Annotated in this window: 23 protein-coding genes and 1 riboswitch; of the genes, 19 read left to right on the plus strand and 4 right to left on the minus strand. The window is 72.4% G+C overall.

From position 1 onward, the window contains the following. Positions 1-99 precede the first annotated feature (99 nt). From gatC to C5H89_RS11455, 8 genes are all read left to right on the plus strand, one after another. Complete coding sequence (gene gatC, locus C5H89_RS11420) at positions 100-399, plus strand: Asp-tRNA(Asn)/Glu-tRNA(Gln) amidotransferase subunit GatC (RefSeq protein ID WP_104107155.1); 300 nt, start codon at positions 100-102, stop codon at positions 397-399. Positions 400-434: 35 nt separating this feature from the next. Further along, positions 435-1,955 (plus strand): Asp-tRNA(Asn)/Glu-tRNA(Gln) amidotransferase subunit GatA, encoded by a 1,521-nt coding sequence (gene gatA / locus C5H89_RS11425; RefSeq protein WP_104107508.1) that lies wholly within the window; start codon positions 435-437, stop codon positions 1,953-1,955. Continuing rightward, a complete protein-coding gene (gene gatB, locus C5H89_RS11430) occupies positions 1,952-3,478 on the plus strand; it encodes an Asp-tRNA(Asn)/Glu-tRNA(Gln) amidotransferase subunit GatB (RefSeq protein ID WP_104107156.1) in 1,527 nt (508 codons plus the stop codon). The genes gatA and gatB overlap by 4 nt, the downstream gene beginning before the upstream one ends. A gap of 42 nt (positions 3,479-3,520) precedes the next feature. Continuing rightward, positions 3,521-3,666, plus strand: a riboswitch (cobalamin riboswitch). A 69-nt stretch (positions 3,667-3,735) separates the two neighbouring features. Then, positions 3,736-4,917, plus strand: a complete 1,182-nt coding sequence (locus C5H89_RS11435) for a hypothetical protein (RefSeq protein WP_162799344.1) — start codon at positions 3,736-3,738, stop codon at positions 4,915-4,917. Further along, on the plus strand, positions 4,914-5,579 hold the full coding sequence (locus C5H89_RS18710) for a hypothetical protein (RefSeq protein ID WP_114149423.1): 666 nt from the start codon (positions 4,914-4,916) through the stop codon (positions 5,577-5,579). The genes C5H89_RS11435 and C5H89_RS18710 overlap by 4 nt, the downstream gene beginning before the upstream one ends. Positions 5,580-5,582: 3 nt before the next feature. Next, entirely contained in the window at positions 5,583-6,788 is a 1,206-nt protein-coding gene (locus C5H89_RS11445) for a CbiQ family ECF transporter T component (RefSeq protein ID WP_104107158.1), read from the plus strand. Further along, positions 6,785-8,422, plus strand: coding sequence for an ABC transporter ATP-binding protein (locus C5H89_RS11450; protein WP_104107159.1), 1,638 nt, complete (start codon positions 6,785-6,787; stop codon positions 8,420-8,422). Before C5H89_RS11445 ends, C5H89_RS11450 begins: the two co-directional genes overlap by 4 nt. Beyond that, a complete protein-coding gene (locus C5H89_RS11455; RefSeq protein ID WP_104107160.1) occupies positions 8,419-9,219 on the plus strand; it encodes an ECF transporter S component in 801 nt (266 codons plus the stop codon). The genes C5H89_RS11450 and C5H89_RS11455 overlap by 4 nt, the downstream gene beginning before the upstream one ends. On the opposite strand, the gene C5H89_RS11460 is transcribed toward C5H89_RS11455, so the two are convergent. The 3 genes from C5H89_RS11460 to C5H89_RS11470 are packed head-to-tail and all read right to left on the minus strand — an operon-like array spanning position 9,203 to position 11,909. Continuing rightward, entirely contained in the window at positions 9,203-10,411 is a 1,209-nt protein-coding gene (locus C5H89_RS11460; protein WP_104107161.1) for a PQQ-dependent sugar dehydrogenase, read from the minus strand. The two genes, C5H89_RS11455 and C5H89_RS11460, sit on opposite strands and share 17 nt — an antisense overlap. 53 nt (positions 10,412-10,464) lie before the next feature. Beyond that, positions 10,465-11,325, minus strand: a complete 861-nt coding sequence (locus tag C5H89_RS11465; RefSeq protein ID WP_104107162.1) for an EamA family transporter — start codon at positions 11,323-11,325, stop codon at positions 10,465-10,467. Then, complete coding sequence (locus C5H89_RS11470; protein ID WP_104107163.1) at positions 11,322-11,909, minus strand: PadR family transcriptional regulator; 588 nt, start codon at positions 11,907-11,909, stop codon at positions 11,322-11,324. The genes C5H89_RS11465 and C5H89_RS11470 overlap by 4 nt, the downstream gene beginning before the upstream one ends. Before the next feature lie 45 nt (positions 11,910-11,954). On the opposite strand from C5H89_RS11470, the gene C5H89_RS11475 reads away from it, so the two are divergent. The 3 genes from C5H89_RS11475 (at position 11,955) to C5H89_RS11485 (ending at position 14,983) form a co-directional block, all read left to right on the plus strand. Further along, positions 11,955-12,962 (plus strand): ATP-binding cassette domain-containing protein, encoded by a 1,008-nt coding sequence (locus tag C5H89_RS11475; RefSeq protein WP_104107164.1) that lies wholly within the window; start codon positions 11,955-11,957, stop codon positions 12,960-12,962. Then, on the plus strand, positions 12,959-13,819 hold the full coding sequence (locus tag C5H89_RS11480; RefSeq protein ID WP_101523974.1) for an ABC transporter permease: 861 nt from the start codon (positions 12,959-12,961) through the stop codon (positions 13,817-13,819). The genes C5H89_RS11475 and C5H89_RS11480 overlap by 4 nt, the downstream gene beginning before the upstream one ends. 72 nt (positions 13,820-13,891) lie before the next feature. Further along, the gene (locus C5H89_RS11485) at positions 13,892-14,983 is read left to right on the plus strand and encodes a glycosyl hydrolase (RefSeq protein WP_104107165.1); all 1,092 of its coding nucleotides are present in this window, start codon (positions 13,892-13,894) and stop codon (positions 14,981-14,983) included. A 7-nt stretch (positions 14,984-14,990) separates the two neighbouring features. Here the strand turns inward: C5H89_RS11485 and C5H89_RS11490 are convergent, their stop codons facing one another. Next, positions 14,991-16,157, minus strand: coding sequence for an HNH endonuclease signature motif containing protein (locus tag C5H89_RS11490; RefSeq protein WP_162799345.1), 1,167 nt, complete (start codon positions 16,155-16,157; stop codon positions 14,991-14,993). A gap of 368 nt (positions 16,158-16,525) precedes the next feature. Here C5H89_RS11490 and C5H89_RS11495 point away from each other — a divergent pair, with 368 nt between their 5' ends. From C5H89_RS11495 to C5H89_RS11530, 8 genes are all read left to right on the plus strand, one after another. Further along, complete coding sequence (locus C5H89_RS11495) at positions 16,526-17,047, plus strand: GNAT family N-acetyltransferase (RefSeq protein WP_104107167.1); 522 nt, start codon at positions 16,526-16,528, stop codon at positions 17,045-17,047. Positions 17,048-17,091: 44 nt separating this feature from the next. Next, the gene (gene ilvD / locus C5H89_RS11500; protein WP_104107168.1) at positions 17,092-18,798 is read left to right on the plus strand and encodes a dihydroxy-acid dehydratase; all 1,707 of its coding nucleotides are present in this window, start codon (positions 17,092-17,094) and stop codon (positions 18,796-18,798) included. A 10-nt stretch (positions 18,799-18,808) separates the two neighbouring features. Next, a complete protein-coding gene (locus C5H89_RS11505; RefSeq protein WP_104107169.1) occupies positions 18,809-19,381 on the plus strand; it encodes a pyridoxamine 5'-phosphate oxidase family protein in 573 nt (190 codons plus the stop codon). Positions 19,382-19,419: 38 nt separating this feature from the next. After that, entirely contained in the window at positions 19,420-20,415 is a 996-nt protein-coding gene (locus tag C5H89_RS11510) for a hypothetical protein (protein ID WP_162799346.1), read from the plus strand. Between the two features lie 5 nt (positions 20,416-20,420). Beyond that, a complete protein-coding gene (locus C5H89_RS11515) occupies positions 20,421-21,320 on the plus strand; it encodes a hypothetical protein (protein ID WP_162799347.1) in 900 nt (299 codons plus the stop codon). Continuing rightward, positions 21,317-22,558, plus strand: coding sequence for an aminotransferase class V-fold PLP-dependent enzyme (locus C5H89_RS11520; RefSeq protein WP_240181821.1), 1,242 nt, complete (start codon positions 21,317-21,319; stop codon positions 22,556-22,558). Before C5H89_RS11515 ends, C5H89_RS11520 begins: the two co-directional genes overlap by 4 nt. 33 nt (positions 22,559-22,591) lie before the next feature. Further along, positions 22,592-23,611, plus strand: a complete 1,020-nt coding sequence (locus C5H89_RS11525) for a S66 peptidase family protein (RefSeq protein ID WP_104107173.1) — start codon at positions 22,592-22,594, stop codon at positions 23,609-23,611. 129 nt (positions 23,612-23,740) lie between these two features. Then, positions 23,741-24,439: a hypothetical protein gene (locus C5H89_RS11530; protein WP_104107174.1), complete on the plus strand. Its 699-nt coding sequence runs from the start codon at positions 23,741-23,743 to the stop codon at positions 24,437-24,439. The last annotated feature ends 132 nt before the right edge of the window (positions 24,440-24,571 follow it).

Consider the following 24,571-nt stretch of genomic DNA (forward strand, 5'->3'; position numbering starts at 1 on the left):
CCGAGGCTACGCGCGCGTCGGTGACCACCGGCCGGGCGCGCAGACCCAGCCCATAGGATGGAAGTCGATCTTCCCCGCACGCCTGGCAAAGGATGCTCCATGCCCGAAATCACCCGCGACGAGGTCGCTCACCTGGCGAACCTCGCCCGGATAGACCTGTCCGACGCCGAGCTCGACCACCTCGCCCCGCAGCTGAGCGTGATCCTGGAGTCGGTGGCGTCCATCAGCGAGGTGGCCAGCGCCGACGTCCCCCCGACGTCGCACGCCCTGCCGCTGACCAACGTCTTCCGCGAGGACGTCGTGGTGCCCGGCCTGACCGCCGAGCAGGCCCTGTCGGGGGCGCCCGCCTCGGAGCAGCAGCGCTTCTCCGTGCCGCGGATCCTGGGGGACGAGCAGTGAGCACCCAGCAGAGCAGCAACGAAGGAGCAGGCACCGTGGACTGGACCCGCAGGAGCGCCGCCGAGCTGGTCGAGGCCCTCGCCGCCGGCGAGGTGACCAGCGTCGAGCTGACCACCGCCTTCCTGGACCGCATCGCCGAGGTCGACGGCCAGGTCCGGGCCTTCCTGCACGTGGACGCCGAGGGCGCGCTGGCCACCGCCCGCGCCAGCGACGAGCGCCGTGCCGCGGGGGAGCTGCTGAGCAACCTGGACGGAGTGCCGATCGCGGTCAAGGACGTGCTGACCACCGCCGGTCTGCCCACCACCTGCGGCTCCAAGATCCTCGAGGGCTGGATCCCGCCGTACGACGCCACCGTGGTGCGCAAGCTCAAGGAGGCCGGCCTGCCGATCCTGGGCAAGACCAACATGGACGAGTTCGCGATGGGCTCCTCCACCGAGCACTCCGCCTACGGCCCGACCCACAACCCGTGGGACCTGGACCGCATCCCCGGCGGCTCCGGCGGTGGCTCCGCCGCCGCGGTGGCCTCCTTCCAGGCGCCCCTGGCGATCGGCACCGACACCGGCGGCTCCATCCGCCAGCCGGGCGCCGTGACGGGCACGGTCGGCGTCAAGCCGACGTACGGCGGGGTGTCCCGCTACGGCCTGGTGGCCCTGGCCAACTCCCTGGACCAGGCCGGGCCGGTCACCCGCACCGTCCTGGACTCCGCCCTGCTGCACGAGCTGATCGGCGGGCACGACCCGCTGGACAGCACCTCCATCCCCACCGAGATGCCCTCCTTCGTCGAGGCCGCCCGCGCCGGCGCCGGCAAGGACCTCACCGGAGTCAAGGTCGGGGTCATCACCGAGCTGCGCGGCGAGGGCTGGCAGCCCGGGGTGCTGGCCCGCTTCGACGAGGCGGTCGAGCTCATGGTCTCCGCCGGGGCGGAGGTCGTGGAGGTGTCCTGCCCGAACTTCGTGCACGCGATGGCCGCCTACTACCTGATCCTGCCCGCCGAGGCCTCCAGCAACCTGGCCAAGTTCGACGCGATGCGCTTCGGCCTGCGGGTGCTCCCCGAGGGCGTCGACGCGCCGAGCGCCGAGGAGGTCATGCGCGCCACCCGCGACGCCGGGTTCGGCGACGAGGTCAAGCGCCGGATCATCCTGGGCACCTACGCCCTGTCCAGCGGCTACTACGACGCCTACTACGGCCAGGCCCAGAAGGTGCGCACCCTGATCGCGCGCGACTTCGAGGCCGCCTTCGCCGAGGTCGACGTCCTGGTCTCCCCAACAGCGCCCACCACGGCCTTCAAGCTGGGGGAGAAGCTGGACGACCCGCTGGCGATGTACCTCAACGACCTGGCCACCATCCCGGCCAACCTGGCCGGCACCCCGGGCATCTCGGTGCCCAGCGGGCTGGCTGACGAGGACGGGCTGCCCGCCGGGCTGCAGGTGCTGGCTCCGGCGCTGGCCGACGACCGGCTCTACCGGGTCGGTGCCGCGGTCGAGGCACTGCTGGAGGAGAAGTGGGGTGGTGCGATCCTCGACCGCGCCCCTGAGCTGAAGGGAGCGTCGGCATGAGTGGTCTCGACGAGCGTTCGACCGAGCTGGTCTCCTTCGAGGAGGCGCTGGAGAAGTACGACCCCGCGATGGGCCTGGAGGTCCACGTCGAGCTGAACACGCTCACCAAGATGTTCTGCGGCTGCCCGACCGAGTTCGGCGCCGAGCCCAACACCCAGGTGTGCCCCACGTGCCTGGGCCTGCCCGGCGCGATGCCGGCGGTGAACCGCAAGGCGGTGGAGAGCGCCATCCGCATCGGCCTGGCCCTGAACTGCGACATCGCCGAGTGGTGCCGGTTCGCCCGGAAGAACTACTTCTACCCGGACATGCCGAAGAACTTCCAGACCTCCCAGTACGACGAGCCCATCGCCTTCGACGGCTTCATGGACGTCACCATCGAGGGCACCGACGGTGAGCCGGAGACCTTCCGGGTCGAGATCGAGCGGGCCCACATGGAGGAGGACACCGGCAAGACGCTGCACGTCGGTGGCGCCACCGGTCGCATCCACGGCGCCGACTACTCCCTGGTCGACTACAACCGCGCCGGCATCCCGCTGATCGAGATCGTCACCCGCCCGATCATGGGCGCCCGTGACCGGGCCCCCGAGATCGCCAAGGCGTACGTCGCCCAGCTGCGCCAACTGATCGTCGCCCTCGGGGTCTCCGACGCCCGCATGGACCAGGGCTCGATCCGGGCCGACGTCAACCTCTCCCTGGCGCCCAAGGGCACCGGGGGCCTGGGCACCCGCACGGAGACCAAGAACGTCAACTCGCTGCGCTCGGTGGAGCGGGCGGTGCGCTACGAGATGCGCCGGCACGCCGCGGTGCTGGAGTCCGGGTCCTCGATCCTGCAGGAGACCCGGCACTGGCACGAGGACACCGGCGTGACCACCAGCGGACGCGAGAAGTCCGACGCCGAGGACTACCGCTACTTCCCCGAGCCCGACCTGGTGCCGGTGGCGCCGTCACGCGAGTGGGTGGAGGAGCTGCGCGGCACGCTGCCGGAGAACCCGACCCAGAAGCGGGCGCGGCTGCAGGCTGAGTGGGGCTTCTCCGACCTGGAGATGCGCGACACCGTCGGCGCGGGCGCCCTGCTGCTGATCGAGGAGACGATCGCGGCCGGGACCACCCCGCAGGCCGCCCGCAAGTGGTGGCTGGGCGAGATGGCCCGCCGCGCCAACGAGACCGGGACCGAGATCGACGCCCTGGGCGTCACCCCCACCCAGGTCGCGCAGGTGCAGAAGCTGGTCGACGCGGGCACCCTCAACGACAAGCTGGCCCGACAGGTCTTCGACGGCCTGCTGGCCGGTGAAGGCAGCCCCGAGGAGATCGTCGCGGCCCGCGGCCTGGCGATCGTCTCTGACGACGGCGCGCTGGGGGCCGCGGTCGACAACGCCATCGCGGCCAACCCGGACGTGGCCGACAAGATCCGGGACGGCAAGGTGGCTGCGGCCGGTGCGCTCATCGGTGCGGTCATGAAGGAGATGCGCGGTCAGGCTGACGCCGGCCGGGTGCGCGAGCTGATCCTGGAGAAGCTGGCCTGAGCCCGCCCCGCGGACCCCGGGCGGGGTCCGTGGGGAGCAGGCGTAAGGTGTGTGCGTCGCGGCAGCCGTCGCGACGCACTCACGCTCACAGGTGGGGGAAGCCGGTCCAAGTCCGGCGCTGACCCGCAACCGTAGGCACGGTCTGATACGTGCAAGCCGGAACACCCGCTGTGCTGCGTCCGAACATTCGCTGTCGTGGAACACGGCGGGTTCGATCCCAGTGTGGACCGACCCGTCAGCAGCGGGAAGGAACACAGATGTCTGATCGTCTTCGCCTGTTCGCCGCAGGAGCCGCCTCGGTGGTCCTGGTCGCCGTCGGGGCCAGTGCCTGTGGGAGCGACTCCCAGGAGGGCGGGACCGATCCGGTCCCGGCGAACGCCCCCGCCGCCAGCACCGGCGCGAGCGACCTGCGCGCCCTCGAGCTGGCCGCGGACTGGCTGGTCGGCAACCTCAACGCCGACGGCCTGCTGGAGAACACCAGCGCCTACCAGGGCAAGACCTCCACCAGCGTCAACGTCGGCTCCAGCATCGACCTGGTGCTCGGGCTCTCCGCCTCCGGCCTGCTGGCCCAGGAGGCCACCGCCGTCACCGACGCCGTGGCGCAGGAGCTCCCGGCGTACGTCGGCTCGGGCGGCGAGCTCTACTCCGGGCCGTCGGCCAAGGCGCTGAGCCTGGCGGTCGACCAGGGACGGGACCCGCACGACTTCGGCGGCCTGGACCTGCAGGCCAGGGTCGAGGACAGCGTCGCCACGAAGAGCCGGATCGCCGGCCGTCTGGCGGACCAGTCGGAGTTCGGCGACTACGCCAACTCGATCGGCCAGTCCTACGCCGCGGCGGCCCTGGCCGCGGTGGGGAGCGATCGGGCCGAGTCGGTCACCGACTTCCTGCTGGCCCAGCAGTGCCAGGAGGGGTTCTTCCGCCTCGCCTTCGCCGCCAAGGGTGCGGTCGAGCAGGGATGCGACGCGGACGACTCGCTGCCAGCGGAGCAGGCTCCGGACACCACCGCGCTGGTCGCCGTGCAGCTGGCTCCGCTCGCCGAGGACGACGAGCAGGTCCAGGACGCTCTGGCAGCCGCCACCGAGTGGCTCCTGGCGCAGCAGGCGGACGACGGCTCGTTCGCCGATCCCGAGAACGGGACCAACTCCAACACCACAGGCCTGGCCGGGTGGGCCCTGCTCGAGCTCGGCGAGGACGACGCCGCTGCCCGGGCCGCAGCTTGGGTCCGCGATCTGCAGGTCGGCCAGGGCGGGGGCTCGGACGAGGAGTCACTGGGGAAGCTGGCGGGGGAAACCGGGGCGCTCGCCTACGACGAGGCGAGCCTGGCCGAGGGCCGCGAGTACGGTCTGGCGGACCCGCTCGACCGGTCGCCGTGGGTCGTCGCCGGGGTCCAGGCGTTCCCGGTCCTGGCCGCCGCCCCGGCGGCGGAGGAGTCCGAGTGACCCACCGCCCGGCCTACCGCCTGGTGCAGCGCCTGGCCCACCGCCTGGCCGGCGCGGGTCTGAGCCTGCTCGTGGTGGGCGGGGGTGTCGGCGCCGCCGGACCGGCTGCGGCGACCCCCGCGGACTGTCCGTCCCAGGGCACCACCGTGGTCGTCGACTTCGCCGAGCTTGCCGAGGACGCCGAAGACGCCGTACGCACCGGGTGCGACCCGGCGGTGGCCGACCAGCGAGCCTCGGAGAGCGTCGCGGACGCCGGCTTCGACCTCACCTATGCCACCCGGGACCCGGGCTTCATCTGCCGGGTGGGTGGGCTCCCCGCGGGCGACCCGTGCGTCAACGCCGCCCCGGCCGACGCCTTCTGGAGCCTGTGGTGGGCCGACGCCGATGGCGACTGGGTCTACTCCAGTCGCGGTGGCGGCACGCTGCGCAGCCCCGCGGGCGGCTACCTCGCCCTGGCCTGGCACCAGGGTGCGGGCGAGGCCGAGCCGCCGGCACTCAGCCCGGCGGACAGTGTGGACGCCGGTGGGGACACCGCCCCGAACTCGGGGTCGGTCCGGCCCGAGACCGATGACGGCTCGCTCCCGCTCTGGGTCCCGGTGATCGCGCTGGGCGCCCTGCTCGGCGCCGGTGCGGTCCTCACCGTGCGGCGCAGGAGGGCCTGAGGCATGCGCGTGCCCAGGGAGCTGCACCCGGTGGCCTGGTGGGTCTGGGCCGCGGGACTGGCGACCGCAGCCTCGGCCACGACCAACCCGTGGCTGCTGGCTCTCGTGGCCGCCGTCACCTGGGTGGTCGTGGCAGGCTGTCGCGGCGACGGCACCTGGGCGCGCGCGTTCCGCCTGTACTTGTGGCTGGCGGCCATCACCGTGGTGATCCGGGTGCTCTTCCGGATCCTGCTCGGCGGGGTCGACGGTGGGCACGTGCTGGTCCGGCTGCCGGCGATCACGTTGCCCGAGTGGGCCGCCGGCATCCGGCTGCTGGGACCGGTGACCCGGGAGGCGGTACTGGCGGGTCTCTACGACGGGATGCAGTTGGCCTGCATCCTGCTGGCGTTCGGTGCCGCGAACGCGCTGGCCAACCCCAAGCGGCTGCTGAAGTCACTGCCGCCGGCGCTCTACGAGATCGGCACCGCTCTGGTGGTCGCGGTCTCGGTGCTGCCGCAGCTGGCCGACAGCGTGCAGCGGGTCAGGCACGCCCAGGAGCTGCGGGGCAGTGGGGCCGGGCTCGTCGGGGGACGGCGCAGGCGCCGTGTCCGGGGCCTGCGGCGGCTGCTGGTCCCGGTGCTCGAGGACGCCTTCGAGCGGTCCATGGCACTCGCGGCCGGCATGGACGCGCGCGGCTATGGCCGGACCGGCACCGCCACGCCGGGGGAGCGCCGCGTCTCCGGGTCGCTGATGGTGGCCGCGCTGCTGGGCACCTGTGTCGGCGTCTACGGATTCCTGGACACCACGACGCCGCGCTGGCTCGGCTTGCCGATGCTGGCACTCGGTGCTCTCTGCGCGATCCTCGCGCTGGTCAGTGCCGGTCGGCGCGTGGGGCGCACCCGCTACCGCCCCGACCGCTGGCAGGCCGAGGAGATCCTGGTGGCCGTATCCGGGATGGCGACCGGCCTGGGCCTCATGTGGGTGGCGCGAGCCAGCATGGCAGTGGCCCACCCCGGGGTCGTCGCGGCGCCCAGCCTCGACCTGGCGGCGCTGCTGGTGCCTTTCGCCGCGCTGCTGCCGGTGCTCGTCGCACCCCCCTCGCCGACGGTCGCGAACCGTCAGCCGGCTGGGCCACCTGCGCCACCTGCGCCACCTGCGCCACCGATGCCACCGATGCCACACCCTGCCGGTGCTGCCCACGGCGCCGCTTCCCTGGAGGTTCCCCGATGATCGAGCTGCGCCGCCTGCGGTTCTCCTACCCGGGGCGTGAGGTGCTCGCCGGCATCGACCTCGACATCGAGGAGGGTGAGCTGGTGCTCCTGGCCGGGTCCACCGGGGTCGGCAAGTCCACGCTGCTCGGCGTCGTCTCCGGGCTGGTCCCGGAGTACACCGGCGGCACCCTGAGCGGGGACGTGCTGCTGGACGGCGTCAGCATCATCGAGCGCCCGGCCCGGGAGCGGGCCGCAGACATCGGGTACGTCGGTCAGAACCCGGCCGCCTGGTTCGTCACCGACACGGTGGAGGAGGAGGTCGCCTACGGGATGGAGCAGCTCGGCCTTCCCGCGGCGACCATGCGCCGCCGGGTCGAGGAGACCCTCGACCTCCTCGGCATCGCCGACCTCCGGCACCGGGACCTGCGGACCCTGTCCGGGGGCGAGCAGCAGCGGGTGGCGATCGGCTCCGTGCTGACCATGCATCCTCGGCTGCTGGTCCTCGACGAGCCCACGTCCGCGCTCGACCCGACCGCCGCCGAGGACGTGCTGGCCACGGTGACCAGGCTGGTGCACGACCTGGGGCTCTCGGTGCTGGTGGCCGAGCACCGGCTGGAGCGGGTGGTGCCGTTCGCGGACCGGATGGTGCTGCTCCGCCCCGACGGCACGGTGCACGTGGACGTGCCCCAGGTGGTGCTGCTGGACTCCCCGGTGGCCCCGCCCCTGGTCGAGCTCGGCCGAGCGGCCGGGTGGTCGCCGTTGCCGCTGACCGTGCGTGATGCCCGCCGGCGTGCCCGCGAGCTGAGCGCCCGGCTCGCGGAGACCTTGGGCGAGGGGGCCACGACCGTCCCCGTCGGCGCCGAGACCCCCGACGCCGAGACCCCCGACGGCGCCGTGCTCACCGCCCGCGACCTCGTGGTGGCGCACGGCCGCACCCCGGTGCTCCGGGGAGTGGACCTCACCCTGGCTCCGGGGCGGGTCACCGCCCTGATGGGACGCAACGGCTCGGGCAAGTCGACCCTGCTGTGGGCGCTCCAGGGTCGCCTGGGCCGCGTCTCGGGCCGGGTGCGCGTCAACGGCGCCGACCCGCACGCGCTGAGCAGGGCCGAGCGGCGTCGCCACACCGGGATGGTCCCGCAGACCGCCGCAGACCTGCTCTACCTGGAGACCGTGGGCGAGGAGTGCGCGGACGCGGACGCCGACGCCGGTGCCCCGGGTCGGTGCCGCGAGATCCTCGACCGGCTCGCCCCCGGCATCGACGACCGAACGCACCCCCGGGACCTCTCCGAGGGACAGCGCCTGGCCCTGGCGGTCGCGGTGGTGCTGGTCTCCCGACCGCCGGTGCTGCTGCTCGACGAGCCCACGCGCGGCCTGGACTACCCGGGCAAGCGGGCCCTCGCCGAGATGCTGCGCAGCCTGTGCGACGAGGGGCACGCGGTGCTGGTGGCCACTCACGACGTGGAGTTCGTGGCCCAGGTGGCCGACCAGGTCGTGGTGCTGGCCGATGGCGAGGTCGTCTCCGCCGGGCCCACGCTCCAGGTGGTGGTCGAGTCGCCGTCGTTCGCCCCCCAGGTGCACAAGGTGCTGGGGTCGCCGTGGCTGCAGGTCGGGCAGGTGACCGCAGCCCTGGCCACGGTGGGGGGCCCCGGATGACCGCGGTGCGGATCGGACCGCGCAGCGCCCTCGTGCTGGCGCTGGTCTCGGTGCTGGGACTGATGATGCTGGGGTGGCCGTTCCTGCTGGACGTGCCGGACGGCGCCAGGGTGGATCCTCCGTTCCTCTTCCTGGCGCTGCTGCCGCTCCTGATGGTGATGGTGCTCGCGGAGATCACCGAGGGCGGGATGGACGCCCGGGTGCTGGCGGTCCTGGGGCTGCTCTCGGCCATCAACGGCGTCGCCCGGGGGCTCGGCGCCGGCGTGGCCGGGCTGGAGCTGATCTTCTTCCTGCTCATCCTCGGGGGCCGGGTCTTCGGTCCCGCCTTCGGGTTCATCCTGGGGGCCACGTCGCTCTTCGTCTCGGCGCTCTTCACCGCCGGGGTGGGACCGTGGCTGCCCTTCCAGATGCTGGTGGCGGGGTGGGTCGGGATGGGTGCCGGCCTGCTGCCGCGGCGGCTGTCGGGCCGCGCCGAGATCGTGGTCCTGGTGCTCTACGGGATCCTGTCGGCCTATCTCTACGGCCTGGTGATGAACATGTGGGGGTGGCCGTTCATGCTGGGCATCGAGGTGCCGGGCCGCGAGGCCACCGAGCTCTCCTTCGTCGCCGGAGCGCCGGTGCTGGAGAACCTGCACCGGTTCGCCATCTACACCCTGGTCACCTCGACCGGGGGATGGGACACCGGTCGGGCGCTGACCAACGCGGTGGCGATCGCCGTGCTCGGACCGTCGGTGCTGGCCACGCTGCGGCGGGTCGCCCGGCGCGCGGTGGTGGTCCGGGTCAGCGATCCAGCGTGACCTGAAGGATCCGGTCGTCCTGCGAGGACGGCGTACCCCGCCCGTCGCGGTTGGACGTGGTGACCCACAGCGTGCCGTCGGGCGCACTGGCCACGGTGCGCAGCCGCCCGTAGTCCCCCACGAAGTGGGACTTGGCCCGCCCGACGCCGTCCGCGGTCACGGGCACCTGCCACAGCCGGGTGCCGCGCAGGGCGCCGAGCCACAGCGACCCCTCCGCCCAGGCCAGCCCGGAGGGGGAGGCCACGTCGGTGCTCCACACGGCCACCGGGTCGGTGAACCCCTCGGCCGGGACCCCCGGGTTGTCCGCAGCACGCCCCTCGAGACCGGGCCAGCCGTAGTTCCTGCCCTTCTCCACCAGGTTCAGCTCGTCCCAGGTGCTGTCCCCGAACTCGCTGGCCCAGAGCCGCTGCTCGTCGTCCCACGCCAGGCCCTGCACGTTGCGGTGTCCCCAGCTCCACACCGGCGAGTCCGGGTCCGGGTTCCCGGGCGCGGGGTCACCGTCGGGCGTGATCCGCAGGATCTTGCCGCCGAGGGAGTCCCGGTCCTGGGCGAGGTCGCGCTCACCCGTCTCGCCGGTCGAGGCATAGAGGTAGCCGTCGGATCCGAAGAGGATCCGTCCGCCGTCGTGGACGGAGCCCTTGGGGATGCCGGCGAGCACCGGCTCGGCGGGACCGAGGTCGTCCCCGTTCAGCTCGGCCCGCATGATCCGGTTGTCGTCGGCCGCGGTGACGTAGAAGTAGAGCAACCGGTCGGAGTCGAAGTCCGGGGAGGTGGCCACGCCGAGCAGGCCGCCCTCCACGGCCGGGTCCGCCGCGTCGATCGTGCCGATCTCCGAGACGTCCCAGGTCCCACCCTTCGCCACCAGTCGCAGCACCCGGGCGCTGTCCCGCTCGGTGACCACGGCCGAGCCGTCAGGCAGGAAGGCGATGCCCCAGGGGACCTCCAGCCCGGTGGCGATCGTCCCCGTGACGCTCGGGCGGGCCGGCCCCCGCGCGCTCGAGGCGTCCGAGGGCTCGGGCGTGGCAGCACCGCTGGGCTGGCCGCTGGTCTGGCCGCTGGTCGGGGCCGTCGCCGACGGGTCGGCGTCCGAGGTGGACTCGGACTGGTCGGTCCCGCATCCGGCGAGCAGGAGCGCGGCAGCCAGGGCCGCGGCTGCCAGGATGCGGGGCGCGGAGCTGTGGGCCTTGGACATCGGTTCTCCAGACGAGCAGGGGAGAACCACCCTACAAAGCGGTGCCAGCGCCCCTACGGATGCTCCAGGAGCTCGGTGTCCCGGTCGCGGGTCGAGTCGGCGTACCGGGTGGCGCCCGCGCTGGCGGCCACCACGCAGGCGATGGCCAGCCACTGCAGGCCGGTCAGGGACTCTCCCAGGACCAGCAGGGCCGCCAACGCGGCCACGGCCGGCTCGACACTCATCAGGATGCCGAAGAGTGCGGCGGGCAGGGTGCGCAGCGCCACCAGCTCCAGGCTGTAGGGGATCACCGAGCTCAGCAGGCCGATCAGCGCACCCAGCGCCAGCACCTCCGGCTTCAGGATGCCCGCCAGGTCGCTGGCCAGGGCGAACGGCGCGAGCAGCAGGGCAGCGCCGGTGCTCGCCACCGAGAGCCCTTCGAGACCCGGCCACCGGCGCCCGGTCTGGGCGCTGAGCAGGATGTACGCCGCCCAGCAGCCGCCTGCCACCAGGGCGAAGGCGACGCCGAGCGGGTCCAGGTCGGCTCGCTCCCAACCCAGCGCGACCACGCCCAGCGCGGCCAGGGCCACCCAGATGAGGTCGCGCGGTCGACGCGAACCGGCCAGGGCGACCGCGAGCGGTCCGATCAGCTCGATGGTGACCGCGACCCCCAGCGGCAGCCGTGCGAAGGACTGGTAGAACGCCCAATTCATCAGGGCGAGCGTGCTGGCGAACCCCGCCACCACCAGCCAGTCCTGCCGGCTGCGTCCGCGCAGGCGGGGCCGGGCTATCAGCAGGAGCAGCACCGCGCTGGCGGTCAGCCGCAGCCACACCAGCGCGGTGGGCTCCACCTGGGTGAAGAGGTCCTTGGCCACGGTGGCGCCCAGCTGCACCGAGGCGATGCCGGCCAGCACGAGCCAGACGGCCCGCTTCACCCCTCGTCCCCGGTGGGGGGCGCGACGGTCTCGACCGTCTCGTCCTCGCGCAACCGGTCGATCAGCTGCTCGGCGATGGCCTTCTCGCTCTCGAAGTGCGCCAGCCCCCAGTCCGCCACCAGGGAAGGGTAGCGAAACGGCTGGCCCACCGCGTCCGCCCCACGAAGGGAGTCGCGCACCTCGAGCAGGTCCGCGCGGGCGCGTGCCACGTCCTCGAGGTAGCTCTCCAGCATCTTCGTCAGGCGGCCTGGGTCCGAGAGGTGGCCGATCATCAGGCGCAGCGCCTGCGGGTGCTTGAAGATCGGGAACCCGGCATCGGTGTCGTCCATCCAGCTCTCGAGCTCCCGGCGTCCCCGGGCGGTGAGGGTGTACGTCGTGCCGCGGCCCTGCCCGCGACGGTGCAGCAGGCCCTCGTCGGTCAGCCGTGCGAGCTCGGAGTACACCTGGCTCATCGCAGGTGACTGCCAGTAGAAGCGCAACGTGTTGTTCGCCCGTTGCTTGAGCTCGTAGCCGGTCAGCTCGTCCCCGAAGGTCAGCAGTCCCATCAAGGCGTACGAGGTGATCGGAAGGTCTTGCGCTGGCATGTGACAAGCGTACTATTCCTTTTAGGAAGAGATGGGGAGAGGCCTATGCGAGAGCACGATCAGTCCACGGGACCGGCCATCGAGGCGCTGGACCTGGTGAAGCACTTCGGTGAGACCGTCGCGGTCGACGGGGTGAGCTTCTCGGTGCCCACGGGCACGGTGCTGGGGCTCCTGGGCCCCAACGGGGCGGGCAAGACCACCACGGTGCGGATGATGACCACGCTCACCACCCCGACCAGCGGTACGGCGCGGGTGGCGGGCCACGACGTGGTCGCAGACCCTCGCGGCGTACGGCGCTCGATGGGGCTGACCGGTCAGACCGCGACCGTCGACGAGCTGCTGACGGGGCGGGAGAACCTGCGGCTGATCGGCCAGCTCTACGGTCTGGACCGGGGCACGGTGAAGCGGGTCTCCGACGACCTGCTCGAGCGGTTCTCGCTCAGCGAGGCCGGCAACCGGGTGGTCAAGACCTACTCGGGTGGCATGCGACGCCGGCTCGACCTGGCGGTCAGCCTGGTCGCCACGCCTCCGGTGCTCTTCCTCGACGAGCCGACGACCGGACTGGACCCGCGCAGCCGGGTGGAGCTGTGGGACGTGCTGCGCGAGCTGGTGCGCGACGGCACGACCTTGCTGCTGACCACGCAGTACCTCGAGGAGGCCGACCAGCTCGCCGACAACATCGTGGTCATCGACCACGGGGGGATCATCGCCGAGGGGACGCCGTTGCAGCTCAAGGACGCCTCCGGCAAGGCGGCACTGGTCGTCACCGTCTCCAACGCGGCGGACGTGGGGCGCGCCACGGAGCTGATGCGTCGCGTGGTGCCCTCGGTCCACGTGGACGAGCCGGCCCGCCGGCTCACCGCGCCCGCCCAGGGGTTGGGAGACATCACCGAGGTGGCCGCCATCTTCGAGACCAGTGGCATCGAGCTCGACGACCTCGGACTGCAGCGGCCGAGCCTCGACGACGTGTTCCTGCACCTGACCGGGCGGCGTGCCGAGGACGGTGACGCCGACTCCGGAGAGGAGTCCGAGCTGGAGGAGGTGTCCGCATGAGCACCGAGACCGTGCGCCCCGCCGCCGGGCCGCCTTCGTTGGAGCGTCCGCAGATCCACCAGACCAACCTGCTGCAGCAGTCCCTGGCCATCACCCGGCGCAACCTGATCCACATCAAGCGGATGCCCGAGATGCTGATGGACGTCACCGTGCAGCCGGTCATGTTCGTGCTGCTCTTCGCCTACGTCTTCGGTGGGGCCATCGCGGTGCAGGGGGCCTCGTCCGGCTACCGCGAGTGGCTGCTGGGCGGGATCATGGGGCAGACGATCGCGTTCGCCTCCTTCATCGTGGCCGTCGGCCTGACCGCCGACATCGACAAGGGCATCGTGGACCGGATGCGGTCCCTGCCGATCCATCCCTCAGCGGTGCTGGTCGGGCGCAGCCTGTCCTCGCTGATCCACTCCAGCCTGGGCATCGTGGTGATGTCGCTGACCGGGCTCATCGTGGGCTGGCGGATCCGAGGTTCCTTCCTGGACGCGGTGCTGGCCTACGCACTGCTGTTGCTCTGGGGCTTTGCGATGGTCTGGGTCGGCATCCTGGCCGGGTCCTCCCTGCGCTCGGTGGAGGCGGTGAACGGCGTCATGTTCACCACGATCTTCCCGCTCACCTTCCTCTCGAACGCGTTCGCGCCGACTGAGGAGATGACCCCGTTCCTGCGCACCGTCGCGGAGTGGAACCCGGTGTCCTCCCTGGTGCAGGCGGTGCGTGAGCTGTGGGGGAACACGGCCGCCGCCCCGGCGGACGCCGCGCTGCCGCTGCAGCACCCGGTGCTGGCCACGCTCATCTGGACCGTGGCGCTCACCGCGGTGCTGGCGCCGCTGTCGTTGCGTGCCTTCCGCAAGCGGACCCAGCAGTAGTCGCTCGTCCGGTACGCCGGCGACGAGCAGCAGAGCCAAGATCGCGGATCGAGGATCGAGGGAGAGCACGAGATGACGACGACGCTGTTGCTGGTGGGGACCCGCAAGGGCCTGTGGATCGGCACCTCCGACGAAGCCCGTCACGACTGGTCGTGGACGGGTCCGCACTTCCCGATGGAGGAGGTCTACTCGGTCCTGCTCGACGGGAGGGGCGACCGCCCGCGGCTGTTCGCCGGCTGCTCGTCGAGCTGGTTCGGTCCGCAGGTCAGACGCTCGGACGACCTCGGGCAGACCTGGGAGGAGACCCCGAACGGCGCGGTCCGCTTCCCCGACGACACCGGGGCGGCACTGGAGCGGGTGTGGCAGCTGGTACCCGGGGTGGAGGACGGGGTGATCTGGGCTGGCACCGAGCCGGGCGCCGTCTTCCGCTCCGAGGACCGGGGCGAGACCTTCGAGCTGGTGCGCGGGCTCTGGGAGCATCCCCAGCGGTCTGAGTGGGGAGAGGGCTTCGGCGGCCAGGCGTTCCACACGATCCTGCCCCACCCGAGCGACCCGGGGTCCGTGCTGGCCGCGATCTCGACCGGCGGGGTCTACCGCTCCGTGGACGGGGGAGCGAAGTGGGCTCCGGCGAACCAGGGGATCAAGGCCGAGTTCATGCCGGGGGACCGCCACTTCCCCGAGTTCGGGCAGTGCGTCCACAAGGTCGCCCGCGACCCGGTCGACCCCGCGAGGCTCTTCCTGCAGAACCACGGCGGGGTCTACCGCTCGGACGACGAGGGGGACTCCTGGGAGTACATCGCCGACGGGCTGCCCTCGGAGTTCGGGTTCGCGATGATCACGCATCCGCGCAAGCCCGCCACCGCCTTCGTCTTCCCGATCGCCGACGCCGGCGCGCGGTGGCCCGTGGACGGTCACGCCCGGGTGTTCCGCACCGCCGACGGGGGAGACTCGTGGACCGAGCTGGGGTCCGGATCCCTGCCGGACGCATACTTCGCCGCCGTGATGCGTGACGCGATGTGCGCCGACACCCTCGACCCGGCCGGGCTTTACTTCGGCGGTCGCAACGGGGCCGTCTGGGCCTCCCCCGACGAGGGGGAGACCTGGCAGGAGGTGCACAAGGACCTGCCCGACGTGCTGGTTGTCCGGGCGGCGGTGCTTGCCTGAGCTGCTCCTATCGTCTGCGGTGGAAGCGGTGCTCCCCGGAGGTGTGCTCACGTAGGTCCCAGCCCGGGTCGTGGGCCCGACGGTGGTGATGCCCGCACAACGGCAGCCCGTTGCCCAGATTGGTCCGCCCACCTTGGGACCACGCCAACCGGTGGTGGTGGACCTCGCACCAGGAGAACGGCCGCTCACACCCCGCGACCGCACAGCTGTCATGGACCAGGGAAAGCGCCCGGCGTTGCGCGGTGGAGTGCAACCGGCGTTCTCGACCCAGGTCCAGAGGTTCGGACCGTCCCCCCAGCACCGCCGGGACCAGCCCCGCCTCGCACGCCAACCGCCGGGCCTCCCCGGCGGTGACCCGCACCCCGGACTCCAGCCGAGCCGCGCCGATCCCGTCCAGCAACCCCGCCAGGTCCATCGTGACCAGCACCGACGCCGTCGCTCCGGCGTGCCCGGTGCTGGGCAGGTGCTCGATCAGCTCACACAACGCCGCACCCTGGACCTCGGGGAACGACACACTCTCCCCGATCCCCGGGGCGGTCTCATCGACCACCGGCCGGCCGTTGTTGTCCCGGCCCACCCGCCGCGGGCTGGTCAACCGGCCCAGGACCGTGTCCAACAGGTTCCCGTGCAGCTCCGGGATCCGGAACCGCCCCGACCACGTCCCGTCCCCGTTGTCGTGCAACGACAGGTACGTCTCCACCTCGGCGCCCTTGCGTTCCCGGGTCAACATCGCCTGCTCGTGCTCATCGGCCAGCTCCGGGTCGACCGGGTCGAACATCCGCCGCGCCGCCTGCCGCAGCCGGGTCGCGTTCATGCCCCGCCCCGACCGAGTCCCCTCCCCGGTCGCCTTGCCCACCAACACCTCCTCCGCCGCCCGAAGCTGCTCGGGCGTGGCGCGGGCCGGAGCCTGCTCCGCAGCGTTCACGATCACCCGCACCTGGTCAGCCCGCAACCGACCCGCCGCGAACGCCTCCCGCGTGACGGCGTACTTGGTCGCCAACAGCTCCCCCAACCGCACCCCCGCGGCCTGCGAGGCCCGCGTCGAGCCCAACAACCCCGCCAACCAGGCATCGGTCCCCGTCGCGGCCCCACCATGCACGGGGTCCTCGGCCACTCGCCGCGCCTGCGCCTCGGCCGAGAGCGCCAACCGCAACGCCGTGGCCTGAGACTCCAACCCCGCCACCTGCTCCAACGCCGCCGACAACTCACCGGTCCCCAACGACCCCGACGGCATCCCCGCCGCGGACGCCACCAATCCCCGCGCCCGCGCCAAGTCGGCCACCACGCACCCAGCAGCAGCCCCAGGGACGCCAGCGGCACCGCTGATGCCACCTGCACCGTCAGAGCCGGACTCCGCACTCAACCGCGGCGCAGGCACAACGCCCGCCACCCGATCCCGCACCCCATTCGCTGTCATACCTCTAGCCAACCGACGCCCACCGACAGCCAACGCTCTGGATCTCACATGACGGGACACTAAACAAAACTTTGTTCGATCGAGTTCTAGCGCCGTCCGGTGGCGCACTCCGGCACAATGCCCCCATGGAGTCGACGTACGACGGGACCGAAGGTGGCTTCGGGACGCTTCTTGTGACCCGCGTCGCGCCCCAGGGCTGGAAGCGTCTGCGAGACGTCCGCCTGGCGGCCCTGGCCGAGTCGCCGGAGATGTTCGGCTCGAGCCTGGCCAGGGAGCAGGGCTTCGACGAGGCGGAGTGGCGCCGACGAGCGGCACGCCCGGCCACCTTCCTGGCGCGCCGGGACGGGCTCGACGTCGGTATCGCCGGTGCCTACGAGCTCGACGGGGACTGGCACTTGGCGGGCATGTGGATCGCCCCGAGCGTGCGTGGCACGGGTGTGGTCGAGGCCCTCGTCGACGCCTGTGAGTCCGTGGCTCGAGAGGCCGGGGCCACCACGGTCGCGCTCGGGGTGATGGAGGACAACCCCCGGGGGCGGCACGCCTACCTCAGGCTCGGCTACCGGCTCACCGGCGAGCGCGAGCACGTCCGCGATGGCCGGGACGAGCTGCAGATGGTCAAGGCCCTGATCTCGAGCGCGCAGCCTTGAGACCAGGCGGAGGGACGTCCGGGTGAAGACGTAGCCTTGCCGCCATGACCTCGTCCGACCAGACCGACCAGCAGGCCGCCGCAAAGCCCGACATGAAGCCCCGTTCCCGGGACGTCACGGACGGGCTCGAGAAGGCCGCCGCGCGCGGCATGCTCCGCGCGGTCGGGATGGGTGACGACGACTGGGTCAAGCCGCAGATCGGCGTCGCCTCGAGCTGGAACGAGATCACCCCCTGCAACCTCTCGCTCGACCGGCTGGCCAAGGCCGTCAAGAACGGCGTGCACGCCGCCGGCGGGTACCCGTTGGAGTTCGGCACGATCTCGGTCTCCGACGGCATCTCGATGGGCCACGAGGGGATGCACTTCTCCCTGGTGAGCCGCGAGGTGATCGCGGACTCGGTGGAGACGGTGATGATGGCCGAGCGCCTCGACGGCTCGGTGCTGCTGGCCGGCTGCGACAAGTCGCTGCCCGGCATGCTGATGGCCGCGGCTCGCCTCGACCTCGCGAGCGTCTTCCTCTACGCCGGCTCCACGATGCCGGGCCAGGTCGACGGCAACGACGTCACGATCATCGACGCCTTCGAGGCAGTCGGCGCCTGCCTGGCCGGCAAGATCACCCGCGAGGAGGTGGACCGCATCGAGAGGGCGATCTGCCCCGGTGAGGGTGCCTGCGGTGGCATGTACACCGCCAACACCATGGCCAGCGTCGCCGAGGCCCTCGGCATGAGCCTGCCCGGCAGCGCCGCGCCGCCCGCGGTCGACCGGCGTCGCGACGGCTTCGCGCACCGCTCCGGCGAGGCCGTGGTCGAGATGCTGCGTCAGGGGATCACGGCCCGGCAGATCCTGACGAAGCCCGCCTTCGAGAACGCCATCGCCGTGGTGATGGCGCTCGGCGGCTCGACCAACGCGGTCCTGCACCTGCTCGCCATCGCCCGCGAGGCCGACGTCGACCTGACGCTGGACGACTTCAACCGGATCGGCTCCAAGGTCCCGCACATCGGCGACCTGAAGCCCTTCGGCCGCTTCGTGATGACCGACGTCGACAAGATCGGCGGCATCCCGGTGGTCATGAAGGCGCTGCTCGACGCCGGTCTGATGCACGGGGACACCCTCACCGTCACCGGGAAGACGATGGCGGAGAACCTCGAGGCGCTGGCGCCCAAGGGCCTGGACGGCGAGGTGCTCCGCGCGTTCGAGAAGCCCATCCACGCCACCGGCGGCATCACCGTCCTCAAGGGCTCCCTGGCGCCCGAGGGGGCCGTGGTCAAGAGCGCCGGGTTCGACGACACCACGTTCACCGGGACCGCTCGCGTCTTCGACGGGGAGCGGGCGGCGCTCGACGCGCTCACCGAGGGTGCCATCAAGGCAGGCGACGTGGTGGTGATTCGCTACGAGGGACCCAAGGGCGGCCCCGGCATGCGCGAGATGCTGGCGATCACCGGTGCCATCAAGGGTGCGGGGCTCGGCAAGGACGTGCTGCTGATCACCGACGGGCGCTTCTCCGGCGGTACGACGGGACTCTGCGTGGGTCACATCGCGCCGGAGGCTGCCGACGGCGGCCCGATCGCGTTCGTGCGCGACGGCGACCCGATCACCCTCGACGTCGCCAACGCCACCCTCGAGGTGCAGATCGACGACCTCGAGGCGCGCAAGGAGGGCTGGGTCCCCAACCCGCCCAAGTACACCCGCGGCGTCCTGGGCAAGTACGCCAAGGTCGTGCAGTCCGCCGCGCACGGCGCGGTCACGAGCTGACGCGCACGGCGTGGGCAAGGTCTACCAGGGGATCGACGGGCGCCTGCGGGCGTTCGTCGAGGCCCAGCCGGTCTTCTTCGTGGCCACCGCCCCCTCGGGGGACGGCGGTCACGTCAATGTCTCGCCCAAGGGGCTGGCCGGCACGTTCGTCGTCGTCGACGAGCACACCGTCGCCTACCTGGACCTGACCGCGAGCGGCGCGGAGACGATCGCCCATGTCCGGCAGAACGGGCGGATCACCCTGATGTTCTGCTCGTTCGACCGGACACCCAACGTGGTCCGGCTGCACGGTCGGGGCCGGGTGGTCAGCTGCTACGACGACGACTTCGCGGAGTGGGCGACGCGCTTCGACCCCAACCCGCACGCACGCGCGGTCATCGTCGTCGAGGTGGAGCGGATCAGCGACTCCTGCGGCTACGCACTGCCGCTGATGAGCCTGGACGCCGAGCGAGACCTGCTCACCCCCAACATGGACAGACGCGGACCTGCGGGCGTGGTCGCCTACCGCCGGAAGAAGAACGCCACCAGCCTCGACGGGCTGACGGCGTTCGACGACGACCCGGACCCGGTGAGAGCTGAATGATCGGCAGGTGAGTGCCGCCGGCCGCTAGGGTCTGCAGCATGACTCGGGGGAACCGCCTGACCAGGTCCGTGATCGCCGTACCGCTGCTGGCCGGTGCCTTGGCCCTGGCCTCGTTGGCGCCGCTGGGTGCAGCGGCGCAGCCCGCGGCCACCACGACCGAGCCCGCCTCGACCGAGCCCGCCTCGGCCCAGCCCGCCTCGGCCCGGCCCGCCGCGGCGCCGGCGGGCGAGCGCTCGTCGGCCCGCACCCCGGCGCTCCCGGGCGGGGGTCGCAAGGTCTTCGGCCGCAAGCGCTTCCTGGTGGCCTACTACGGCACCGCCGCCACCGGCGCCCTCGGCGTGCTCGGGGAGACCGACCCGGACACGATGCACGCGAGGTTGCGCAAGGCCGCCAAGCCGTTCCGCCGCAAGGGCGAGCGGATCCAGCCCGTCTACGAGCTGATCGCCACGGTGGCCGACCCGATCCCGGGCGCGGACGGCGACTACAACCACGACGTGCTCCACAGCCGCGTGCAGGAGTACATCGACGCCGCCCAGCGCAACAAGGCGCTGCTGGTGCTCGATCTGCAGCCGGGGCGCTCGGACTTCCTCACGGTCGCCAAGCGCTGGGAGTGGGCCCTGGCTCATCCCTGGGTCGGGCTCGCGCTCGACCCGGAGTGGCGGATGGGACCGGACCAGGTGCCCGGGCAGTCCATCGGGTCGGTGCGCGCCAAGGAGGTCAACGAGGTCTCGCAGTGGCTCGACGACCTCACCGCCGCCTCCGCGCTGCCGCAGAAGGTCTTCGTGCTCCACCAGTTCCAGGCCGCGATGGTGGGCCGGATCAACAAGGTCGCCGACCGGCCGAACCTCGCCGAGGTGCAGCACGTCGACGGCTTCGGCACCCCGGCGCAGAAGCAGGCGACGTACGCCGCGGTGGCCCGCCCGCGGCAGTTCGCGATGGGGTTCAAGCTCTTCTACGACGAGGACAGTCCCCGGATGCGCGCCGGGGCGGTGCGCCGCAAGCTGCCCGCCGTCAGGTTCGTGAGCTTCCAGTGACCCCGGTGGACGCGACGGGCACCCCGGCCACCCACCGCGGGGAGGCCGGGACGGCGTACCCGGTCTTCGTCGACCACCACGTCCATCTGGCCCTCTGCGATCCCGCGGGACTCGCGGGCACCGGCATCGGGGCCGTGGTCGACCTGGGGTGGGGCCCGGAGATCGCCGAGCTGGCGCGGACCGCACCCGTCCACGTGCAGTTCGCCGGCCAGTTCCTCACCGAGCCCGACGGCTACCCGACCTCGCGAGCGTGGGCGCCCCGCGCTGCAGCCCGGGAGCTGTCGCACCCGCGCGAGGCAGCAGCCGCGGTCGCCGAGCAGCGGGCGCTCGGCGCCGGGGTCATCAAGCTTGCGCTCAACCGGGAGGCCGGGCCGGTGCCCGACCTGGCGACCTGCCAGGCCGTCGTCGCCGCGGCCGACGACCTGCCCGTGGTAGCCCACGTGGAGGGCGCCGGCATGGTGGAGCTGGCCCTGGCCGCCGGCGTCGACGCCCTTGCCCACGCACCCTGGACCCACACGCTGGAGGCGGACGTGCTGGCGGAGTGCGCGGGCGCAGGGATGCGCTGGATCAGCACCCTCGACATCCACGGCCGCGGCACCCGGACCCCGGAGCAGGCCAGGGCCCTGGCCAACGTGGCAGCCTTCGCCGCCGTGGGCGGCGAGGTGCTCTACGGCACCGACCTGGGCAACGGGCCGTTGCTGCCCGGCCTCAACGTCCGCGAGCTGGCCCTGCTGGAGGCGGCCGGCCTGGACCCGAGCGCCCTGCTGCACGCGTTGACCGCGCCCTGGCCGCGGGCGGCGCCGGAGCACCTGGTCACCTTCGTGCCCGGACAGCCGCCCGAGGAGCGCCTCTCCGGATGGCTCACCGGTGCCCGCGTGGTACGCCGCGAGGAGCTCCAGGCGTGATCCGGACGGGCCCCGACGACGACCTGGATCCGGGCCCCCGCGACGAGGCCGACCCCCTGAGCCACCTGCGGTCCCGCTTCGTGGGCGCGCAGAGCCCGCTCGTCTACCTCGACGGCAACTCGCTGGGGCGCCCGCTGACGGTGACCGCGGCGCGCCTGGCCGACTTCGTGACGAGGGAGTGGGGCACCCGGCTGATCCGGGGGTGGGACGAGCGGTGGATGGAGCTGCCCACCGCCCTGGGCGACGACCTCGGCCGGGTGGTGCTGGGCGCCGCGCCGGGTCAGGTGGCGGTGGGCGACTCCACCACGGTCTGGCTCTACAAGCTGCTGCGGGCCGGGGTCGACGCCCAGCTGCGCCGCGACCCCCGCCGCACCGAGATCGTGGTCGACACCGACAACTTCCCCACCGACCGCTACGTGGCCGAGGGGATCGCCGCCGAGCGCGGGTGCACGGTCCGTTGGGTGGAGGTGGCGGCGCACGAGGGACTCACCCCCGAGCTGCTCGCCGAGGCGCTGGGGGAGCGGACCAACGTGGTGGTGCTCAGCCACGTCGCCTACCGGTCGGCGTACCTGGCGCCGGTGCCGGCCCTGGTGGAGCTGACCCACGCTGCCGGCGGACTGCTGCTGCTGGACGTGTGTCACTCGGCCGGCTCGGTGCCGGTCGCGCTGGACGCCTGGGGCGTGGACCTCGCGGTGGGCTGCACCTACAAGTACCTCGACGGGGGGCCGGGCTCCCCGGCCCTGGGGTACGTCGCGGCCCGCCACCACGGCACCCTCGCGCAACCGGTGCAGGGCTGGATGGGGCACGCCGAGCCCTTCGCGATGGGCCCGGGCTACCGCCCCGCCGCAGGGATCCGCGGATTCCTCTCAGGCACCCCGCCGATCCTCGGCATGCTGGCGATGCAGGACATGCTGGGGCTGCTGGAGGAGGCCGGGATCGAGGCGGTCCGAGCCAAGTCGGTGGCGCTCACCGACTATGCGATCACCCTGTCGGACGCCTGGCTGGCGCCGCTGGGAGTCACCCTGGCCTCGCCCCGTGATGCCGAGCGCCGCGGCGGGCACGTGACCTTCAGCCATCCCCGGATGCGGGAGGTCGTGGCCGCACTGTGGGCCGACGACGTGCTGCCGGACTACCGCGACCCGCACGGCCTGCGGGTGGGGCTGTCCCCGCTCTCGACGAGCTTCGAGGAGGTGCACCGGGGGATGGCGTCGGTGCGCGCGCTGCTTCAGCCCGATTGAGCAGAGCCCGCCACCAGGCGGTTGGATGGTCCGATGATCCGCTACCCGTCCCCGTTGCGTCCCGGCGATCGCATCGGCGTGACCAGTCCCTCCAGCGGCGTGCCCTCGCCGCTGCGTCCCCGCCTCGACGTCGCCGTCGGCTGGCTGCGCGCCCGCGGGTACGACGTCCAGCTCGGCGAGTGCCTCAGCGGCGACGCCGGCCACGTGAGCGCGTCGGCGGACCGGCGTGCCGCGGAGCTGAACGCCATGCTGCTGGACCCGGCCATCCGGGCGGTGGTGCCGCCGTGGGGCGGGGAGACCGCCATCGACCTGGTGGACCGCCTGGACTGGGAGGCTCTTGCGGACGCGGAGCCGACCTGGCTGGTGGGCTTCAGCGACCTCACCACCGTGATGCTGCCGATCACGCTGCGGCTGGGGTGGGCGACCCTGCACGGGGCCAACCTGATGGACACCCCCTACGAGCCGCCGCCCGGACTCCTGCACTGGACCGACGTGGCGGCCGCGACGGCGCCGTTCGCCCAGCACGCCTCCGGGCGCTACCGCAGCGGCGGGTTCGACGACTGGGAGACCGACCCCACGCCCACGGCGTACCACCTGGACGCGCGGGGGACCTGGGAGGTGGCCGGCGGCGGTGGCCTCGACGTCACGGGTCGTCTCATCGGCGGGTGCATCGAGACGGTCTCCAACCTCGCCGGCACTCCCTACGGGGACGTCGCCGCCTTCGGCCGGGCGCACGCCGACGAGGGACTCATCGTCTATCTCGAGGCCTCGGACGACCCGGCCCTGGAGATCTGCCGCAACCTGCACGGCCTGCGCCTGGCCGGCTGGTTCGACGACGCGAACGCCATCGTGATCGGGCGTACCTCGGCCCCGCCGTCGGGTGACTTCACCCAGCGCGCAGCGGTCCTCGACGCCCTCGGCATGCTCGACCTGCCGATCGTCTTCGACGTGGAGTGCGGCCACGTGCCGCCGTACCTCCCGCTGGTGAACGGCGCCCAGGTGCACCTCACCGTCGCTGGGACCGAACGCACGCTGGTGCAGACCCTGGGGTGACCCCCGCTTCACGTAGGACGCGGTCCGGGGAAGCTACGCGATTTCACTGATGTGGTCTAGACCACATCGGAGGAGACTCCCGTGGAGGGGTGGTCACCCCGACTGCCCCCGGAGTGCAAGGGGAGTCCCATGAAGCACACACCTTCTCGCGCGGCCCTGGCGGCGGTCGCCTGCCTGGGCCTGCTGTTCGGCGGCCTCGGTGCCATCACCCCGGCCGGCGCGTCGTTCACCGACGCGGCCACCGCCGCGGCGCAGCTCAACTGGAACCGGGTCTGGAACCAGCAGCTGAAGCCCAAGGCGGACCGGCGCTACTACACCAAGGCCAAGTCCAACCGGCGCTACTACACCAAGCGCCAGACCGACTCGACCTTCTACTCCCGCACGGAGTCGGACGCGAGGTATGAGACGAGGCACCAGGCCTACCGGGGCACGTACTTCATCTCCGGCAACGGTGCCGGCAGCCTCGTCTCGGACTCGATCTCCTACGGCGCCACGCTGGCGGTCGCGCCCACTGCGCACTACATCCGCCTCGGTGACCCCGTGCCTGCCGGGTGCTCCGGCTCCGCGTCGGCGCCCAACGCCGATCCGGGTCATCTCTGCGTCTTCGAGGCGAACGCCGTCAACGTGGGTCCGCGCTACGTGACGGACACGACGTTCGCCCCGAACACCGCGACGCCCACCGGCGCCTACCTCTTCGCGACGGTGGCGGCTGCCGGGAACGGCTACTACGCAGGCACCTGGGTGCTGCGGCCGGGCGGCTCCGTCACCGTGACGAACAGCCGTCAGGCTCCGTCCCTGGGCCGGGTGGGCGCCGAGATCGGCCGGTAGCGGCCCGGCAACGAAATCGGGGCTCAGTGCACGGCGTCGCGGGGATCCGACCCGTCGGCGAGCGGCTGGGCCCCGAGCTCGCGGGCCCACCACTTGGTCTCGGCCACCTCCGCCAGTCTCGCGAAGGTGGCC

Origin of the sequence: Nocardioides sp. 616, from assembly GCF_002930065.1 — a bacterium.
GTDB classification, from domain to species: Bacteria; Actinomycetota; Actinomycetes; order Propionibacteriales; family Nocardioidaceae; genus Nocardioides; species Nocardioides houyundeii.

Bases quoted from the DNA above. Each gene is read 5' to 3' on its own strand.
- gatC (WP_104107155.1), top strand. From the start codon at position 100: ATGCCCGAAATCACCCGCGACGAGGTCGCTCACCTGGCGAACCTCGCC.
- C5H89_RS11460 (WP_104107161.1), bottom strand. From the start codon at position 10,411: ATGTCCAAGGCCCACAGCTCCGCGCCCCGCATCCTGGCAGCCGCGGCC.
- C5H89_RS11485 (WP_104107165.1), top strand. From the start codon at position 13,892: ATGACGACGACGCTGTTGCTGGTGGGGACCCGCAAGGGCCTGTGGATC.
- gatB (WP_104107156.1), top strand. From the start codon at position 1,952: ATGAGTGGTCTCGACGAGCGTTCGACCGAGCTGGTCTCCTTCGAGGAG.
- C5H89_RS11525 (WP_104107173.1), top strand. From the start codon at position 22,592: ATGATCCGCTACCCGTCCCCGTTGCGTCCCGGCGATCGCATCGGCGTG.
- C5H89_RS11445 (WP_104107158.1), top strand. From the start codon at position 5,583: ATGCGCGTGCCCAGGGAGCTGCACCCGGTGGCCTGGTGGGTCTGGGCC.
- C5H89_RS11450 (WP_104107159.1), top strand. From the start codon at position 6,785: ATGATCGAGCTGCGCCGCCTGCGGTTCTCCTACCCGGGGCGTGAGGTG.
- C5H89_RS11455 (WP_104107160.1), top strand. From the start codon at position 8,419: ATGACCGCGGTGCGGATCGGACCGCGCAGCGCCCTCGTGCTGGCGCTG.
- C5H89_RS11470 (WP_104107163.1), bottom strand. From the start codon at position 11,909: ATGCCAGCGCAAGACCTTCCGATCACCTCGTACGCCTTGATGGGACTG.
- C5H89_RS11495 (WP_104107167.1), top strand. From the start codon at position 16,526: ATGGAGTCGACGTACGACGGGACCGAAGGTGGCTTCGGGACGCTTCTT.
- C5H89_RS11480 (WP_101523974.1), top strand. From the start codon at position 12,959: ATGAGCACCGAGACCGTGCGCCCCGCCGCCGGGCCGCCTTCGTTGGAG.
- C5H89_RS11530 (WP_104107174.1), top strand. From the start codon at position 23,741: ATGAAGCACACACCTTCTCGCGCGGCCCTGGCGGCGGTCGCCTGCCTG.
- C5H89_RS11475 (WP_104107164.1), top strand. From the start codon at position 11,955: ATGCGAGAGCACGATCAGTCCACGGGACCGGCCATCGAGGCGCTGGAC.
- ilvD (WP_104107168.1), top strand. From the start codon at position 17,092: ATGACCTCGTCCGACCAGACCGACCAGCAGGCCGCCGCAAAGCCCGAC.
- C5H89_RS11510 (WP_162799346.1), top strand. From the start codon at position 19,420: ATGACTCGGGGGAACCGCCTGACCAGGTCCGTGATCGCCGTACCGCTG.
- C5H89_RS11435 (WP_162799344.1), top strand. From the start codon at position 3,736: ATGTCTGATCGTCTTCGCCTGTTCGCCGCAGGAGCCGCCTCGGTGGTC.